The sequence below is a fragment of the Leucobacter tenebrionis genome, assembly GCF_019884725.1.
GTDB classification, from domain to species: Bacteria; Actinomycetota; Actinomycetes; order Actinomycetales; family Microbacteriaceae; genus Leucobacter; species Leucobacter tenebrionis.
Map to the genome: position 1 here is coordinate 2,949,994 of NZ_CP082322.1, position 16,972 is coordinate 2,966,965.

The 16,972-nt window shown below is 70.3% G+C and carries 14 protein-coding genes and 1 tRNA gene; 13 read left to right on the forward strand and 2 right to left on the reverse strand.

Features of this window, described 5'->3' with window-relative positions; genetic code table 11:
- The first annotated feature begins 373 nt into the window (after positions 1–373).
- The 11 genes from KVY00_RS13580 (at position 374) to KVY00_RS13630 (ending at position 13,137) form a co-directional block, all read left to right on the forward strand.
- Positions 374–446, forward strand: a tRNA-Arg gene (locus KVY00_RS13580).
- Positions 447–549: 103 nt separating this feature from the next.
- Positions 550–2,220, forward strand: coding sequence for an arginine--tRNA ligase (gene argS, locus KVY00_RS13585; RefSeq protein WP_223043401.1), 1,671 nt, complete (start codon positions 550–552; stop codon positions 2,218–2,220).
- 13 nt (positions 2,221–2,233) lie between these two features.
- On the forward strand, positions 2,234–3,001 hold the full coding sequence (locus tag KVY00_RS13590; protein WP_223043402.1) for a hypothetical protein: 768 nt from the start codon (positions 2,234–2,236) through the stop codon (positions 2,999–3,001).
- Between the two features lie 190 nt (positions 3,002–3,191).
- Positions 3,192–4,613: a diaminopimelate decarboxylase gene (lysA, locus tag KVY00_RS13595; protein ID WP_223043403.1), complete on the forward strand. Its 1,422-nt coding sequence runs from the start codon at positions 3,192–3,194 to the stop codon at positions 4,611–4,613.
- 96 nt (positions 4,614–4,709) lie between these two features.
- Entirely contained in the window at positions 4,710–6,029 is a 1,320-nt protein-coding gene (locus tag KVY00_RS13600) for a homoserine dehydrogenase (RefSeq protein ID WP_223043404.1), read from the forward strand.
- A complete protein-coding gene (gene thrB, locus KVY00_RS13605) occupies positions 6,026–6,964 on the forward strand; it encodes a homoserine kinase (RefSeq protein WP_223043405.1) in 939 nt (312 codons plus the stop codon). The genes KVY00_RS13600 and thrB overlap by 4 nt, the downstream gene beginning before the upstream one ends.
- Positions 6,965–7,136: 172 nt before the next feature.
- The gene (gene rho / locus KVY00_RS13610; protein ID WP_223043406.1) at positions 7,137–9,305 is read left to right on the forward strand and encodes a transcription termination factor Rho; all 2,169 of its coding nucleotides are present in this window, start codon (positions 7,137–7,139) and stop codon (positions 9,303–9,305) included.
- Positions 9,305–10,378, forward strand: a complete 1,074-nt coding sequence (gene prfA, locus KVY00_RS13615) for a peptide chain release factor 1 (RefSeq protein WP_223043407.1) — start codon at positions 9,305–9,307, stop codon at positions 10,376–10,378. The genes rho and prfA overlap by 1 nt, the downstream gene beginning before the upstream one ends.
- A 76-nt stretch (positions 10,379–10,454) precedes the next feature.
- Positions 10,455–11,000 carry a GNAT family N-acetyltransferase gene (locus tag KVY00_RS13620; RefSeq protein ID WP_223043408.1) on the forward strand — a complete coding sequence of 182 codons (546 nt, stop codon included), beginning with the start codon at positions 10,455–10,457 and terminating at the stop codon, positions 10,998–11,000.
- A gap of 72 nt (positions 11,001–11,072) precedes the next feature.
- Complete coding sequence (locus KVY00_RS13625) at positions 11,073–11,735, forward strand: VanZ family protein (protein ID WP_223043409.1); 663 nt, start codon at positions 11,073–11,075, stop codon at positions 11,733–11,735.
- Positions 11,736–11,745: 10 nt separating this feature from the next.
- Complete coding sequence (locus KVY00_RS13630; RefSeq protein ID WP_223043410.1) at positions 11,746–13,137, forward strand: MFS transporter; 1,392 nt, start codon at positions 11,746–11,748, stop codon at positions 13,135–13,137.
- Between the two features lie 26 nt (positions 13,138–13,163).
- Here KVY00_RS13630 and cysE read toward each other — a convergent pair whose 3' ends face one another.
- Entirely contained in the window at positions 13,164–13,733 is a 570-nt protein-coding gene (gene cysE / locus KVY00_RS13635; protein ID WP_223043411.1) for a serine O-acetyltransferase, read from the reverse strand.
- A gap of 90 nt (positions 13,734–13,823) precedes the next feature.
- The gene (cysK, locus tag KVY00_RS13640; RefSeq protein ID WP_223043412.1) at positions 13,824–14,759 is read right to left on the reverse strand and encodes a cysteine synthase A; all 936 of its coding nucleotides are present in this window, start codon (positions 14,757–14,759) and stop codon (positions 13,824–13,826) included.
- A 124-nt stretch (positions 14,760–14,883) separates the two neighbouring features.
- Here cysK and prmC point away from each other — a divergent pair, with 124 nt between their 5' ends.
- Complete coding sequence (prmC, locus tag KVY00_RS13645) at positions 14,884–15,846, forward strand: peptide chain release factor N(5)-glutamine methyltransferase (RefSeq protein ID WP_223043413.1); 963 nt, start codon at positions 14,884–14,886, stop codon at positions 15,844–15,846.
- A 449-nt stretch (positions 15,847–16,295) separates the two neighbouring features.
- Positions 16,296–16,961: an L-threonylcarbamoyladenylate synthase gene (locus tag KVY00_RS13650; protein ID WP_223043414.1), complete on the forward strand. Its 666-nt coding sequence runs from the start codon at positions 16,296–16,298 to the stop codon at positions 16,959–16,961.
- The last annotated feature ends 11 nt before the right edge of the window (positions 16,962–16,972 follow it).

Sequence of the window (16,972 nt, forward strand, 5' to 3'; positions counted from 1 at the left end):
TTCGATCGACGTTCTCGCGATCGATCCGGATCGCAGATTCCATTGTGCCGGGTGAAGATGCGTGCCGGCTGCTCGCGGCGTCCTTCGTCCACGACCGAGATGACGCTTACGGCCCCTAGGTCGGCGTTCTCGGGGCGACAAGCGTCATCTCGACCGCGGGACGGAGGTCCTCGCTGCCCCTCTCCCGGAGGGGAGAAGCTGAGAGCAGAAGGCCGACCGGCCGGGAGGTAGGCGCAGGGCGAGCCAAGATTCGACGGCCGAAGGAGACCTCGTTGAAGAAGACCCCGCCGAAGGAGACCTCGTTGAAGGAGACGCCGGGGTGGCACGGCGCACCCCCGGAAGTGCGCTAGGCTAGTCGGCGTTGCCAGTGCTCGCCTCCGTAGCTCAGGGGATAGAGCGCCGGTTTCCGGTACCGTAGGTCGGGGGTTCGAATCCCTCCGGGGGCACGAAAGCAACCGAGAAGGCCCGGTCAGAACGAGTTTCTGGCCGGGCCCTCCGCATTTCTCAGCGAATTCGCCCCCGCAGGCGGGCGGAGTAGACTGGTCGTTTGTGACGCCACAAGAACTCGCCCTCGCCCTCGCCCGCATCCTGACCGACATCGTCGCCGCTCGCGGTGCCGATATCGAGGTCACCGAGCAGGACACGCAGGTGGAGCGCCCGAAGAACCGGGATCACGGCGATTGGGCCTCGAACGCCGCGATGAAGTTCGCGAAGCGGATCGGCACGAACCCTCGTGAACTCGCCGAGGAGATCGTCGAGCGCGCTGCGGCGATCGAGGGTGTGGCGAAGGCGGAGGTCGCCGGCCCCGGCTTCATCAACATCACCCTCGACGCCGCGAGCGCGGGTGAGACCGCTCGCCGCGTGGTCGAGCAGGGCGAGGCCTACGGTCGCAGCGATGTGCTCGCGGGGCAGCGGATCAACCTCGAGTTCGTGAGCGCCAACCCCACCGGCCCGCTGCACATGGGGCACACCCGCTGGGCGGCTCTCGGCGACTCGACGGCGCGGGTGCTGCGTGCCGCGGGCGCGGATGTGACGAGCGAGTACTACATCAACGACGCGGGCGCGCAGATGAACAAGTTCGGTCGCTCCGTGCTGGCGGCCGCCCTCGGCGAGGAGGCCCCGGAAGACGCATACCCCGGCGAGTACATCCAGTCGCTCGGCGCGCAGGTGCGCGAGCGGATCCCGAATCTCGCCGAACTCGCCGAGAGCGACCGTGAGGCCGCTCTCGAGCAGGCCCAGGAGCTCGCCTACCAGTTGCAGCTCGCCGAGATCAAGGATTCGCTCGAGCGCTTCAACGTGCATTTCGACGTGTTCTTCTCGGAGCGCACGCTGCACGCACAGGGCGAGAACGGCGAACCGAGCCCCATCGAAGCCGCGATCGACCGGCTGCGCGAGCAGGGCCACGTCTACGACGAGGACGACGCGGTGTGGGTGCGCACGACCGCATTCGGCGACGACAAGGATCGCGTGTTCACCCGCGGCAACGGGGTCTACACCTACTTCGCCGCCGACGCCGCCTACTACCTCTCGAAGATGGACCGCGGCTTCGGCGAGAAGATCTACCTGCTGGGTGCCGACCACCACGGCTACATCGGGCGCCTCACCGCGATCGCCGGCGCCGCGGGCGACAACATCGAGACCGACGTCACCGTGCTCATCGGTCAGCTCGTCAACCTCAACGGCGCGCGCCTCTCGAAGCGGGCGGGCAACATCATCGAGCTCGACGATCTGCTCGAGTGGCTGGGCAGCGACGCGCTGCGCTACTGGCTCGCGCGCTATCCCGCCGACTCGCCGCTCTCCCTCGACGGCGAGAAGCTGCGCAGCCGCACCAACGACAACCCGGTCTTCTACGTGCAGTACGCGCACGCCCGCACCTGCGCGGTCGACCGCAACGCGGCCGCGGCCGGTGTGGATCGCAGCGCCTTCGCACCCGAGCTGCTCACGCACCAGACCGAGACCGACCTGCTCGGCAAGCTGCAGCAGTACCCGGGCATCGTGGCCGGCGCCGCCGAGCTGCGCGAGCCGCATCGCGTGGCGCGCTTCCTCGAGGAGCTCGCCGCCGCGTACCACCGCTGGTACGACAACTGCCGCGTGATCCCGATGGGCGAGGAGCCCGTCGAGGATCTGCACCGCACCCGGCTGTGGCTGAACGACGCGGCCGGCCAGGTGCTGCGCAACGGCCTCGATCTGCTCGGCGTCTCCGCTCCCGAGCGACTGTAGGCGCGCGATCGACGTGAAGGCCGAACGCAAGCCCCGGTGGTGGCTCCGGATCCTCAGCGCGATCCTCGCGATCGCGGTGCTGGGCGGTGCGGTGGAGCTGGTGCTGCGCGCGATCTCGCCCGGGATCGTCGCGGACTCGGTGCGCGAGGGGCTCGGTCTCACGCCGGATCACCCGGTCGAGGTGTCCCTGTCGGGCTCTTCGCTGCTGAACGCCTTGCGCGGAGGGATCGGCGGGGTGACCGTCACGGTTCCCGACGCGCCTCTGCTCGAGGGCGTCTCCGCCGACGGGACGGTGCGGGCGAGCTTCGTGCCGTTCGATCCGACCCAGGGTGAGATCCGGGACGGTACCGCGGAGCTGAGGGTCGACAAGGAGCAGCTCGGATCGGTGGTGAGCCTGCTCACGCAGGGCGTCGCGCAGACGGGAGAGGTGCGCGACGGCTCGCTCGTCGTCGGCCGCACGCTCGAACTGTTCGGTCAGCAGGTGCCGATCACCGCGTCTCTCGGTCTCAGGGTCACCGAGGACGGCGAGGTCGAGGTGGAGCCGCGCGGTGCCGCGGCTGCGGGGTTCGACCTGAACGCCGATCAGCTCGCGGATGTCGGCGGCGGCATCTTGCGCCCGCTGCTCGAGACGCAGACGGTCTGCGTGCGGGGCAATCTGCCCGCGGGCGTGGAACTCACGGGGATCTCGCTGTCGAGCACGGGATCCGCATCCATCACCGCGGATCTCTCTCCGCGCATCCTCTCCGACCCCGCCGAGCAGCAGCCCGGCAGCTGCGAGTAGCGGGCGGTCCGCCGCCGCGTCGATCCCGGTCGCATACAGCATCGGCACTGTCGTCCCGCTAAACTGGAGCGGTCCGTTCCGAGGTGTTCCTCCGTTCGCAGGCTTCAGGGGCCAATCCGGGTCCGCTCGCCGGTTGCCGTCAGGCTGATCGAGCGTCGACGGATCCGCAAGAATCCCTGAGGAGTGAAGCATGACCACAGCCGCACCAGGCAGCGACCTCAACGCCGTCGACGCTCGGGTGTTCCCCCCGTCGGCACGCCGCGGGAGCCGGTGCGGTGAATTGAAGCTCGCCGGGATCCCCGCCACCGAGCTCACTGCGAAGCACGGCTCGCCGCTGTACGTGGTCGATGAGCAAGCGGCTCGGGATCGCGCTCGTGAGGTGCGCGAGGCGCTGCAGCGCGAGGCCGCGCGCGTCGGCACGGAGGCCACCGTTTACTACGCAGGGAAGGCCTTCCTCTGCGTCGAGGTGGCCCGCTGGATGGACGAGGAGGGCCTCGCGGTCGATGTCGCGAGCGGGGGCGAGCTCGCCGTCGCGCTCGCAGCGGGCGTCGATCCCTCGCGGATCGGCTTCCACGGCAATAACAAGTCCGAGCGCGAGATCGCGCGCGCCGTCGAAGCAGGCGTCGGCACGATCATCATCGACAGCGAGATCGAGACGGAGCGGATCGCCGCGGCCGCGAGCGCGGCCGGTCGGCGACAGCGGGTGCGTCTGCGGGTCAACAGCGGAGTGCACGCCTCCACTCACGACTTCCTCGCGACCTCGCACGAGGATCAGAAGTTCGGCCAGCCGCTCGGCGAGGCGCCTCGCCTGGTGGAGGCGATCCTCGCTCACGAGAGCCTCGAATTCGTCGGCCTGCACTGCCACATCGGCTCCCAGATCTTCGCGACCGACGGCTTCCGCGAGTCGGCTCGGCGGCTGCTCGGCGTCTATCCCGAGCTCGAGCGGCTCGTCGGTGCCCCGATCCCCGAGCTGAACCTCGGCGGCGGCTTCGGCATCGCCTACACGAGCGAGCAGGCCGATGAGGCGCCGAGGATCGCCGATATCGCGCGGGAGCTGGCCGACATCGTCGCCGAGAGCGCCCGGGAGTTCGGCGTCGCGGTGCCGAAGCTCGCGTTCGAGCCGGGGCGCTCGATCATCGGTCAGTCGGGGGTGACGCTCTACACCGTCGGCACGACCAAGGAGGTGGCGCTCGCCGGTTCGGACGCGGCTGCCGATCCCGCGGACCTCGGCTACTCCTCGCGCCTCTACGTGAGCGTCGACGGCGGCATGAGCGACAACGCCCGCCCCGCCCTCTACGGCGCCGACTACCAGGTGCGCCTGGCGAATCGGTCGAGCGACGCCGAACCGGCGCTCGTGCGCGTGGTCGGCAAGCACTGCGAATCGGGCGACATCGTGGTGCAGCGCGACGTGCTGCCCGGCGATGTGCGGCCGGGAGACACGCTTGCCGTGGCGGCCACGGGAGCCTACTGCTGGTCGCTCGCGAGCAACTACAACTACGTGCCGCGACCCCCGGTGGTGGCGGTGCGCGAGGGAGCATCGCGCATCATCGTGCGCGGTGAGACCGAGGACGAGCTGCTCGCGAAGAGCGTGGTCGCGACCCTCTCGCCATGAATGTCGGAGGTCGCCCGCAGACTGTTCTCACGGGCAGGCGGCCTCCGAACCTTGACAGTCGAACAGAAGCATTCTCGAACGAAACGGAGATACGAAGTGAACGAGTACCGTGATCTGAGGGTCGCGCTGCTGGGCTGCGGCTCGGTCGGCGCACAGGTGGCCCGGCTCATCCTCGAGCACGGCGACGAGCTCGCCGCGCGCGTCGGCGCGCGCCTCGTTCTGGCCGGGATCGCAGTGCGCAGCATCGAAGCGAAGCGCGACGTCGAACTCCCCGCGGAGCTCTTCACCACCGACGCAGAGCGCCTCGTGCAGGGCGCCGACATCGTGATCGAGCTCATGGGTGGCATCGAACCGGCGCGATCCCTGATCCTGCAGGCGCTGCAGGGCGGCGCCGACGTGGTCACCGCCAACAAGGCGCTGATCGCCGCCCACGGGCCCGAACTCTCCGACGCCGCCGAGCAGGTCGGCGCGCAGCTGTCGTACGAGGCTGCGGTCGCCGCGGCGATCCCGATCCTGCGCCCGCTGCGCGAGAGCCTCGCCGGCGACCACATCACGAGCGTGCTCGGGATCGTCAACGGCTCGACCAACTACATCCTCGACCGCATGGATCGCTTCGGAGACAGTGCGGAGGACGCGGCGCGCGTCGCGAGCGAGCTCGGCTACCTCGAGGCGGATCCGACCCTCGACGTCGAGGGCTACGACGCGGCGCAGAAGGCGACGATCCTTGCGAGCATCGCCTTCCACACCGAGGTGCCCGTCGAAGCCGTGTACCGCGAAGGCATCACGGGCATCACAGCCGAGCAGATCGAGGCCGCGAAGAACGCGGGCTACGTGATCAAGCTGCTCGCGATCGCCGAGCGGCTCACCTCCTCTGAGGGCGTCGACGGTGTCTCGGCGCGCGTCTACCCGGCGCTCATCCGCCGAGACCACCCGCTCGCCGCCGTTCACGAGGGCAAGAACGCGGTGTTCGTCGAAGCCGAGGCCGCGGGTGAGCTCATGTTCTACGGTGCCGGCGCCGGGGGCGCGGAGACCGCGTCGGCCGTGCTGGGTGACCTCGTCTCCGCTGCCCGGCGCCACGTCGCGGGCGGTCCGGGCATTGCCGGATCGCAGCACGCCGACCTCCCGATCCTCCCCGTGGGTGAGGTCAATACCGCCTATCAGGTGATGCTCGAGGTGCGCGATGAGCCGGGCGTGCTCGCGGCGATCGCCGGCATTCTCGCCGAGCACGGCGTGTCGGCCGCGAGCGTCGAGCAGACCGCAGCGCAGGGCGCAGGCGATGAGGCGGCTCGAGCCGCGCTCGTCATCGGCACTCACATCGCCCGGGAGGCCGACCTCGCGGCGACCGTGGAAGCGCTTCGCTCCTCCGACATGGTCATCGAGGTCACCAGCGTGCTGCGTCTCGAGGGCAACGCGTGAGCGGCGCGAGCGCTCAGCGCGCCGTGCGCGTCCGCGTGCCGGCGACCAGCGCGAACCTGGGTCCGGGCTTCGACACCCTGGGCATCGCCCTCGCCTACGGCGACGAGCTGACCGCCGTGACTCGCGAGGAGCCGGGCGCCACGGTGCACGTCACCGGCGTCGGCGAGGGGGAGGTGCCGACCGATGCCTCCAACCTGGTCGTGCGCTCGGCGGCGCACGTCTTCGAGCGGCTGGGCCGTGCCGTGCCCGGCCTCGAGGTCACCGCGCACAACCGCATTCCGCACGGTCGCGGCATGGGCTCTTCGGGCTCGGCGATCGTCGCCGGTGTGATGATCGCCGCGGGGCTGCTGCAGAGCGACCCCGTCGACCCGATCGAGCTGAGCGAGGAGCAGTTGCTCGCGTTCGCGACCGAGCTCGAGGGGCACCCCGACAATGTCGCACCCGCGCTCTTCGGCGGTCTCACCATCGCGTGGACCACCCCGGAGGGGCCGCGGTTCAAGAGGCTCATGGTGCACCGCGGTGTGGCACCGCTGGTGCTCGTGCCCAGCTTCACGATGTCGACCGAGCTCGCGCGCAGCCTGCAGCCGAAGCAGGTGCCTCACGAGGACGCGGTGTTCAACGTCTCGCGCTCCGCGCTGCTGATCGCCGCGCTCACGCAGAGCCCCGAGCTGCTGCTCGAGGCGACCGAGGATCGCCTGCACCAGAACTACCGGGGCGATGCGATGCCCGCGACCCGGGATCTGATCGGCGAGCTGCGCGAGGCGGGGCACCCGGCGGTCGTGTCGGGAGCGGGGCCCTCGATCCTGGTGCTCTCGAACGGGCCGGCGGATCGACTGCGAGCCGTCGACCTCGTCGAAGCGGAGCACAGCGATTGGCAGGCGCTGATCCTCGCCGTCGACACGAAGGGTGCTACAGTGGAGGCGATCCCCGCCTAGCAATCATGCGGGCGAGCAGTCGGCGCGCATCGCGTTCTCGCTCCTCGCTCGTGGCCGGTGGATCATTCCCTCACCGAGACGACAGGTCCGGTGATCCCGAAGCACAGTCTGTGCACCACCGCGGGAGGGCCGTTTGCGCCCGCTGAACCCGCGCGTTCCGAGAGGAAGAACGATGGAATCGAACGTCGAAGAGACGAACTCTGCCCCCGCAGCTGAGGAGACCGCGCCCGTGCGGCGCCGCGCCTCGCGTCGCGTGAGCACCGCTGCGGGAACCGTCAGCGAGGCCGCCCCCGCGGAGACGCAGGCGGCGGGTGCCGCTGCTCCTGCCGAGGCCGCTGCCGCCCCTGCTGAGGCCGCCGCCGCTCCTGCTGAAGCTGGTGCTCCTGCCGAGGCCGCTCCCGCTGCCGAGGCTGCTGCCGAGGCGCCGAAGAAGCGTGCTTCGCGCAGCCGGAAGAAGGCCGCAGAGGAGGCGCCCGCTGAGGCGCCGGCCGCCGACGCGTCTGCGGAGCCTGCGGCTGCGAAGACCCCCGCGGAGTCTGCCTCGGATGCAGCGGACCCCGGAGAGGTTCCTGCCGAGGCGCCGAAGAAGCGTGCTTCGCGCAGCCGGAAGAAGGCCGCGGAAGAAGCTCCGGCCGAGGCGGCCGCTGAGGTGCCCGCTACCGATGCCCCGGTCGCTGCCGAGGCCCCCGCGGGCGAGAGCGATACCTCGGCCGCTGAGAACGCCGAGACCGCTGCGGCTCCCGCCAAGCGCGGTCGTTCGCGCCGTGCGCAGGCCGAGTCGAAGCCTCAGGCGGAGACCGAGGCAACGGAGGATCAGCCCGCCGAGAAGAGCGCGGAGCAGGCTTCGGGCGGCAAGGCGAAGGCCAAGGGGCGCGGCAAGCAGTCCCAGAACGAAGCTCCCCAGAACGAGTCGGCCGAGGAGCCGGCCAAGGACGAGGCCGCCAAGGCGGACGCTGCGAAGTCCGATGCTGCGAAGTCCGACGCCGAGGGCGAGGGCAACGGCCGCGGCCGCGGCCGTCGCACCCGCGGGCAGAAGAACGAGAACGGCGAGGCGGCGGACGCGGCCGAGCAGAACGATGACTCCAAGGGGCGCGGCCAGAGCCAGGGCGGCGACAAGAACGGTCAGGGCAAGGGCGAGAACGCGTCGCGCTCCACCCGCACCCGCCAGCGCGATCGCAAGCGCCGCGGCCAGAACGACGATCTCGAGCCCGAGATCACCGAGGACGACGTGCTGCTGCCCGTCGCGGGAATCCTCGACGTGCTCGATAACTACGCCTTCGTGCGCACGAGCGGTTACCTTCCGGGCACGAGCGACGTCTACGTCTCGCTCGGCCAGGTGAAGAAATACGGCCTGCGCCGCGGCGACGCGGTCGTCGGCGCGATCCGTCAGCCCCGTGAGGGCGAGGGCGGCGGCCGCCAGAAGTACAACGCCATCGTGAAGGTCGACACCGTCAACGGGCGCACCGTCGATGAGAACGAGAAGCGCGTCGACATCGCCGACCTCACCCCGGTGTTCCCCCAGGAGCGCCTGTCGCTCGAAACCACGCCGGATCGGCTGCTCGGGCGCGCCATCGACATCGCGGCGCCCATCGGCCTCGGCCAGCGCGGTCTGCTGGTGCTGCCGGCCTCCGCCCACGGCGTCGGAGTGCTCTCGGAACTCGCGCAGGCGATCAGCGCCAACCGGCCCGACGCTCACCTGATGGTCGTGCTCGCGAACGCGCAGCCCGAGGAGATCACCCACCTGCAGCGCACGATCTCGGGCGAGGTCGTCGCTGCGAGCTTCGATCGTCCCGCCGAGGACCAGGCCACCGTCGCCGAGCTCGCCATCGACCGCGCGAAGCGCCTCGTCGAGCTCGGGCACGACGTCGTGGTGCTCGTGGACTCACTCAACCGCTTCGCGCGGGCTTACGCGCAGGCGCAGCACGCCTCGGCGCGCCCCGCCTTCGACGAGATCGACGAGTTCGCGCTCGGCCAGATCAAGCGTCTGCTCGCAGCGGCCCGCAACGTCGAGAACGGCGGATCCCTCACCGTGCTCGCCACGGCGCAGACGAAGACCGGCGTCGACGCCGACAAGCTGCTGCTGCGCGAGGTGCGCGCCGTCGCCAACAGCGAGGTCCGTTTCGAGAAGAGCCTGCCCGGCACGGTCCCCGCCGTGGATCTCGAGGCCTCGCTCACCCGCAACGCCGAGGCGATGCTCGGCGCGGCAGAGGCCGCGGCACTCTCCGCGCTGCGGGAGCGCATCGCGTCCGATGACGACGCGGTCGACGAGATCGCTGCGCGCCTGCGCGCCACCGCCTCCAACGCCGCACTGCTCGCAGAGGTCCAGCGGAGCCGCGCCTGATGTTCGAACAGGTGGAGGCGCTGCTCTCCGAGCACGCCAGACTGCAGGAGGAGCTGGCCGATCCCGCGCTGCACGCCGATGCGGGTCGCGCCAAGCGCGTCAATCGGCGCTACGCGGAGCTCAGCAAGATCAAGGCCGCCTACGAGCAGTGGCAGCAGCTCGGCGACGATCTGCAGGCCGCACGCGAGCTGGCGAAGGAGGACGACGCCTTCGCCGAGGAGATCCCGGGTCTCGAGGAGGGCCTCGCAGAGGCCCAGGAGAAGGTTCGCCGACTGCTGATTCCGCGCGACCCCGACGACGCCCGCGACGTGATCCTCGAGATCAAGGGCGGCGAGGGCGGTGCGGAGTCGGCGCTCTTCGGCGCCGATCTGCTGCGCATGTACATGCACTACGCGGAGTCGAAGGGGTGGAAGAGCGAGATCCTCGAGAAGGACGAGAGCGACCTCGGCGGATACAAGAACGTGCAGGTCGCGATCAAGTCGAACGCGAGCGATCCCTCGCAGGGCGTGTGGGCGCACCTCAAGTACGAGGGCGGCGTGCACCGCGTGCAGCGCGTGCCGGTCACCGAGTCCCAGGGGCGCATCCACACCTCCACCACGGGCGTGCTCGTGTACCCCGAGGTCGACGAGCCCGAAGAGGTCGAGATCAACCAGAACGACCTCAAGATCGACGTGTACCGCTCATCCGGCCCCGGCGGGCAGTCGGTGAACACCACCGACTCCGCGGTGCGCATCACGCACCTGCCCACCGGCATCGTGGTCGCCATGCAGAACGAGAAGTCGCAGCTGCAGAACCGCGAGGCAGCCATGCGCGTGCTGCGCGCCCGCCTGCTCGCCAAGCAGGCGGAAGAGGCTGCGGCGGAGGCGTCGGCGCATCGATCCAGCCAGATCCGCACCATGGACCGCTCGGAGCGCATCCGCACGTACAACTTCCCCGAGAACCGCATCGCCGATCACCGCACGGGCTACAAGGCGTACAACCTCGACCACGTCATGAACGGCGCGCTCGATCCTGTGATCGAGTCGTGCATCCGCATGGACGAGGAAGACCGGCTGAAGCAGCTCGGGCAGTAGCAGCCGGTCCGGCAGCAGCGCCGCTCGAGCGGCCGCGGCGCTCCGACGGCCGTGACGGGCGGGCTACGCTGAGAGCATGACATCCGCTATCGCGATCACTGCTCCCATCGTAGGCCCGCTCGTCACGCTGCGGGCGCCGCAGAGTTCCGACGCCGATCCGCTCCTCGCGATCCTGCGGGAACCCGAGGTGGCCGAGTGGTGGGTCGGCTACACCCCCGAGCGCGTGCGCGAGGAGTTCATCGAGGCCGCCGCGACCCGCATCATCGAGGTCGGGGGAGTGTGCGCCGGCGCGATGTACGTGCTGCGCGGCGAGGATCCCGAGTACCCGACCACTGTCATTCACCTCTTCATCGGTACGCGCTTCCGCGGTCGGCGCATCGGCGAGGAAGCGCTCGCCCTGGCGATCCGCGAGGAGTTCGCGGCGGGGATCAGCCGCGTCACGCTCGATCCCAATGTGCATAACGAGGGCGCGATCCGCAGCTACGAGCGGCTCGGCTTCCGGCGTGTCGGAGTGCTGCGCGACTACCAGGTGCGGCCCGGCGGGCACCTCGAAGACGGGCTCCTCCTCGACCTCACCCGCAGCGACTTCCCGGAGGGGCCGCCGCTGCCTCCGCGCGACTGACCCGCGACGGCGAGACGATGCGCTCGGCTTGCCGGGTGATCGCACAACTCTCGGCGGGTAATCTCGACGGTCGTGAGCGATCCTTTCGAGCAGGTGCCCGTGCTGCCAGTCGTCATTCCTCTGGGGGCGGTGATCTTCGCGCTGCTGGTGCGGCGTCTCGTGGCGAAGCGCCGTTTCACCGTCCCGCGTGCCGCGGTGGCGGCGGCGCTCGGAGTGTATGCGGCTGGGATCGCGGCGAACACCGTGTTCCCGATCTACGTCCACGTCACCCCGGGCGCGCAGCCGTGGACCGCCGGCGTCGTGTTCGTCCCGTTCGTCAACTACGAGCTCGAGGATGCGGTGACCAATGTGCTGGTCTTCGTGCCGCTCGGGATCCTCTTCGCGCTGATGTTCGCGAAGCCGTCATGGTGGAGGGCGCTGATCGCGGTCACGGCCACGAGTCTCGGCATCGAGGTGACGCAGTTCGCGGTGCAGGAGCTCTTCGGCGGAGGGCACATCGCCGATACCAGCGATCTCCTCTCCAACGTGGTGGGAGGCCTGCTCGGCTACCTGCTGTTCGCGACCCTGACCCGCATGCCGGGGTTCGCGCGCTTCGCCGAGCGTTTCCGCTGGGCGGCGGCCGAAACGACCGATGCACGCGCACGGCCGGACGTCGCATCGGAGCCCTGCGCTCTCGATGCGGGCGGGCCTCGGGTTTCAGCGCCGGCCAGGTACCGAGCACCCCGGGAAGAGTAGAGTTGAGCCTATGCGCACGGCACGGCCACTTCTCCCATGGGTGGTGTGGGGCGTGGCCGCGCTGGCCTATGCTGTCGCGATCATCAACCGTTCCTCGCTCGCGGCGCTCGGCCCCGCCGCCCAGCACCACTTCGACATCGACGCGACCACCCTGTCGGCGTTCCCGGTGATCCAGCTCATCGTCTACGCCGGTCTGCAGATCCCGGTCGGCACGCTGCTCGATCGCTTCGGTGCGACGGCGATGATCCTCAGCGGGGGCCTGCTCATGGTCGTGGGGCAGAGCATCATGGCGACCGTCTCGGATGTGTGGCTCGCGATCCTCGCCCGCGTGTTCGTGGGTGCGGGCGACGCCTGCACCTTCATCAGCGTGATGCGCGTGCTGCCGGAGTGGTTCTCGGTGCGGCAGCTGCCCGTCGTGAGCCAGCTGACGGGCCTCATCGGTCAGGCCGGTCAGCTGGTGTCGGTGACCCCGCTCGCGCTCGTCGTCGCGGGATTCGGGTGGATGACGGGGTTCCTCGGCGTGGCCGCGGTCGGCCTGCTCGTCATGATCCTCGGCTGCTTCGTGCTGCGGAACGCGCCGGGGGAGGGCACGCCGGTCGAGCGGCTCACCGGGCGTCTAGGTCGACTGAGTCGCGAAGCGCGCTCGCTGGGCGCGGGTGAGGCGACCGGCGCGTTCGCGATGCCGCCGCCGGAGACCGGGATGCTTCCCGTCATCACCGAGACGCGGGTGCCAGGCCTGGGGTTCTGGCGCAAGCTGCGTCGCCTGCTCGCGCTGCCGGGGGTGCGGCTCGCGTTCTGGGTGCACTTCTCGTCGCCGTTCGCCCTGAACGCGTTCATCCTGCTGTGGGGCACGCCGTTCCTCACGGGAGGCGCAGGGCTCGACGGGGCTACCGCGAGCGGCCTGCTCAATATCGTCGTGCTCGCCTCGATGACGGCCGGCCTGCTGCTCGGTCCGCTGAGCTCGCGCTTCGTCGAGCGCCGCGTCTACATGAACGTCGGCATCACCGCGGCCATCATGACGGTCTGGGTCGCCGTGCTGCTGTGGTCGGGGCCGCCGCCGATGTGGCTGCTGGTCGCGCTGATGATCGTGATGCCGTTCGGCGGCCCGGCGTCGATGATCGCCTTCGAGGTCGCCCGCTCGCATACGCCCCGCAGCTTCGCCGGTTTCAGCACCGGCCTCGTGAACATGGGCGGATTCATCGCCTCGCTGTTCGTGATCCTGCTCATCGGCTTCGTGCTCGATCTGCAGGGCGCAGGATCGCCCGACCACTACTCCCTGGGCGCCTTCAAGGTGGCGTTCGCCGTGCAGATCCCGTTCTGGGTCGGCGGGATCGCCATGATCTTCATCGAGCAGCGCCGCACCAAACGGTGGATGGAGGAGCACGGGCGCCGACTGCGGTGAACGGACCCGCTCCGGTGCCGACCGGCTCAGATCACGTAGAAGTCGGCGAGATCCGGGGTCTCGGCGACGGGCGCGCCGCGCCGCGGGCGCCCCTGGGCCGGGATGCCCGTGAGCGTGGTCCACGGCGGCGCGGAGTGCACGACGACGGCGTTCGACCCCACCGCGCTGTCGTGGCCGAGCTCGATATCGCCGAGCACCTTCGCCCCGGCGCCGATGACCACGCGGTCGCCGATGGTGGGGTGCCGCTTGCCGCGGCTGTGCCCGGTGCCGCCGAGGGTGACGCCGTGGTAGATGAGCACATCGTCGCCCACGACCGCGGTCTCCCCGATCACGACGCCCATGCCGTGGTCGATGAAGAGGCGTCGGCCGATCGTCGCGCCGGGGTGGATCTCGATCCCGGTGAAGAAGCGCGCGAGCTGGGAGAGGGCGCGGGGGAGGAAGCGCATACCCCGGAGCCACATCGCATGCGAGGCTCGGTGCCACCAGACGGCGTGCAGACCGGAGTAGATGAGGAACACCGAGATGCCGCTGCGGGCGGCGGGGTCGCCGGCCTTGGCGGCTCGGATGTCCTCGCGGATGCGGCCGAAGAAGCTCACTGGCGTCCCTCCTGGTCGGGCTGGTCGGCTGCTGGGATACAACACCGGGCCCGCGCGGTTGATTCCCGCGCGGGCCCGGCCTGGTGGAGATCAGACGTTCAGATCCTCGTAGAGCACGGTCGAGAAGTAGCGCTCGCCGAAGTCGGGCACCACGACCACGATCTTCTTGCCGGCGTTCTCGGGGCGCTTCGCGACCTGGGTCGCTGCCCACACCGCCGCGCCGCCGGAGATGCCGGCGAGGATGCCCTCGTCGGTGCCGAGCGCGCGGGCCTTCGCGATCGAGTCGGCGAGAGTCACGTCGATCACCTCGTCGTAGACCTCGCGGTCGAGGATGTCGGGCACGAAGTTCGCTCCGAGGCCCTGGATCTTGTGGGGGCCCGCCTTGCCCTCGGTGAGCAGCGGAGAGTCGATGGGCTCGACCGCGACGACCTTGATCTCCGGGTTCTGCTCCTTGAGGTAGCCGCCGGCGCCGGTGATCGTACCGCCGGTGCCGATGCCGGAGACGAGGATGTCGACCTGGCCGTCGGTGTCGTTCCAGATCTCGGGGCCGGTGGTCGTGCGGTGGATGGCGGGGTTCGCGGGGTTCGCGAACTGCTGGGCCAGCACGGCGCCCGGGGTCGAGGCGGCGATCTCCTCGGCCTTCGCGACGGCGCCCTTCATGCCGAGGGGCCCCTCGGTGAGTACGATCTCGGCGCCGTAGGCGGCGAGCAGCTTGCGGCGCTCGATGCTCATGGTCTCCGGCATGGTGAGGATCACGCGGTAGCCGCGCGCTGCGCCCACGAAGGCGAGCGCGATGCCGGTGTTGCCGCTCGTGCCCTCGACGATGGTGCCGCCGGGCTGCAGGGCGCCGGACTCCTCGGCCGCGTCGATGATCGCGATGCCGATCCGGTCCTTGACGCTGCCGGCGGGGTTGTAGAACTCGAGCTTGGCGTAGACCTCGGCCTCGGCGCCGTCGGTGACGCGGTTGAGGCGCACGAGGGGGGTATTGCCGAAGGCTTGAGTGATGTTGTCGTAGGTGCGTGCCATGAGTGTGATCTCCTCCAGGGGGTCGGGGGACGAAGCCACCCAAAACTATAGCGTGCAGTTATCCGAGGATGTGCAGAGCGTTATGGATGCGTCGCTCTGTTACGGCGGCGGTTAGGGTTGGGGAGTGAGTGAGGCGAGGAACGAGCCGCGGGGGATCCGCGGGGTGCTGGACGAGCTGCGGGAGCGATTCGCGGCGGCGGGGATCGAGGATCCGGCGACCGATGCCGAGCTGCTCGTCGGGCACGTGCTCGGGGTGTCACGAGGGCGGGTGCAAGCGCTTGCCGTGATGGGGCGGGATCTCGCTCCGGATGAACTCGCCGCGCTGTCCGAGCTCGCAGGGGAGCGAGCCCGCCGCGTGCCGTTGCAGCACCTCACCGGACGAGCGCCCTTCCGGGGCATCGAGCTCTCAGTGGGGCCCGGGGTGTTCGTGCCGCGCCCCGAGACCGAGACGGTGGCGCAGTTCGCCATCGACGAGCTGCGGCGGCTGTCCGATCCGGAGCCCCTGGCCGTCGACCTCTGCACCGGCAGCGGAGCGCTCGCGCTCGCGCTGGTGCACGAGGTGAGCGAGGTGCGGGTCTGGGCGGTCGAGAAGAGCGCTGAGGCGCATGCCTGGGCGGACCGCAATGTACGCGAGTGGGGCGAGGATCGCGTCGAGCTGCTGCGCGGCGACGTCACCGAGCTCGATCCGATCCGCCCCGAGCCGCGCGATGGCGATCCCGAATCGCCCGAGGGGATCGAGCCGGGCGGATCCGAGCTCCGCCGCGTCTTCGCACCCCTGGCCGGCCGGGTCGCGGTGCTCGTCTCCAATCCGCCCTACGTGCCGCGCGACATGGTGCCCCGGGATCCCGAGGTGCGCGATCACGACCCCGAGCTCGCCCTCTACAGCGGTGCGGACGGCCTCGACCTGATCCGCGTGATCAGCAGGATCGGCCGCGACCTGCTGCGCCCGGATGGCCTGCTCGTGCTGGAGCACGCCGAGATGCAGGGGTCGGCGATCCGGCAGCTGCTGACGGCCGACGGCTGGCGCGAGGCTGTCACCCGCCCCGATCTCACGGGCCGGGACCGCGCGACGCTGGCCCGCCGCTGACCGGGCGAGGCTCCGTCCACTGAGTCCGTCGAAGGGGCGGAGGCGCCGGGGATCTTTCTTTATGCCCGCCGAGGTACGGCTTTCGCAGGTCCGATCGCGATTCGGCCTGCGATATCCGTATCTCGAGGGGTGAGGATCCCGCCGGGTTCGATCTTCCCGACACCGCCTCGGCGCTGCGCCCCGAGAAGGACCCCGGCGCCTCGCCGCCGCCGCGACCATGGCCAGGCCGCGAGGGCTCGTGCGCCGCGCGCTCGATTGACCGGCGCCTCGGTTCGGTGTCCCCGTAACTCGGGCCGCGCCGTTGTTTCGGATGGAATGCCGCGTTTTCATCCGAATTACGGGAGAGATCCGAAACTCGGGACACGGGGTACGGGAACGCGGACCCCGCGAGCCTGTCGGGCGCGCGGGCGCACAGGCTCCGGGGAAGGCGCGGAGTAAGATGGTGGGTTATGGCCGAGGTGTTCGATTGTTCCGATAGCTCCCAACTGCTGACCGGCACGCGCACGGCGCGTCGCGCGCTCGGCAGCGGGCAGCTCGTCGTGCTGCCCACCGATACCGTCTACGGCGTCGCCGCCGACGCGTTCACGCCGGAGGCCGTTCAGCGCCTGCTCGACGCGAAGGGTCGCGGCAGGCAGTCGCCCCCGCCCGTGCTGATCCCGAACACGAGCACGCTCTCCGCCCTCGCGGCGGAGGTCACGGCGCCGCTGACGGCGCTCGCGGAGGCCTTCTGGCCCGGTCCGCTCACCATCATCACGCAGGCGAACCCCTCGCTGAGCTGGGATCTCGGGGAGACGAGGGGCACGGTCGCGCTGCGCATTCCGGATCAGCCGCTCGCCCTCGAGCTGCTGCAGGAGACGGGCCCGCTGGCGGTCTCATCGGCGAACCTCACCGGTCAGCCCGCGGCCCGCACCGCCGCGGCCGCGCACGAGATGCTCGGCGACTCGGTGGAGGTCTACCTGGAAGCCGGCGAGACGCCCGGCGACGGCATAGCGTCCACGATCATCGACGCCACCGGTCTCACGGAGGAGGGCGGGCAGCTGCGCATCCTGAGAGAGGGCGGGGTGAGTCGAGAGGCGCTCGCCGAGGTGCTGCCGCAGGCGACCTTCGCCGACTGAACCGGGGATCG

What these genes read in the sequence shown, in the direction of transcription:
- lysA (WP_223043403.1), top strand. Translation starts at nt 3,192, where the DNA reads ATGACCACAGCCGCACCAGGCAGCGACCTCAACGCCGTCGACGCTCGG.
- rho (WP_223043406.1), top strand. Translation starts at nt 7,137, where the DNA reads ATGGAATCGAACGTCGAAGAGACGAACTCTGCCCCCGCAGCTGAGGAG.
- prfA (WP_223043407.1), top strand. Translation starts at nt 9,305, where the DNA reads ATGTTCGAACAGGTGGAGGCGCTGCTCTCCGAGCACGCCAGACTGCAG.
- KVY00_RS13620 (WP_223043408.1), top strand. Translation starts at nt 10,455, where the DNA reads ATGACATCCGCTATCGCGATCACTGCTCCCATCGTAGGCCCGCTCGTC.
- KVY00_RS13630 (WP_223043410.1), top strand. Translation starts at nt 11,746, where the DNA reads ATGCGCACGGCACGGCCACTTCTCCCATGGGTGGTGTGGGGCGTGGCC.
- cysK (WP_223043412.1), bottom strand. Translation starts at nt 14,759, where the DNA reads ATGGCACGCACCTACGACAACATCACTCAAGCCTTCGGCAATACCCCC.
- KVY00_RS13650 (WP_223043414.1), top strand. Translation starts at nt 16,296, where the DNA reads ATGGCCGAGGTGTTCGATTGTTCCGATAGCTCCCAACTGCTGACCGGC.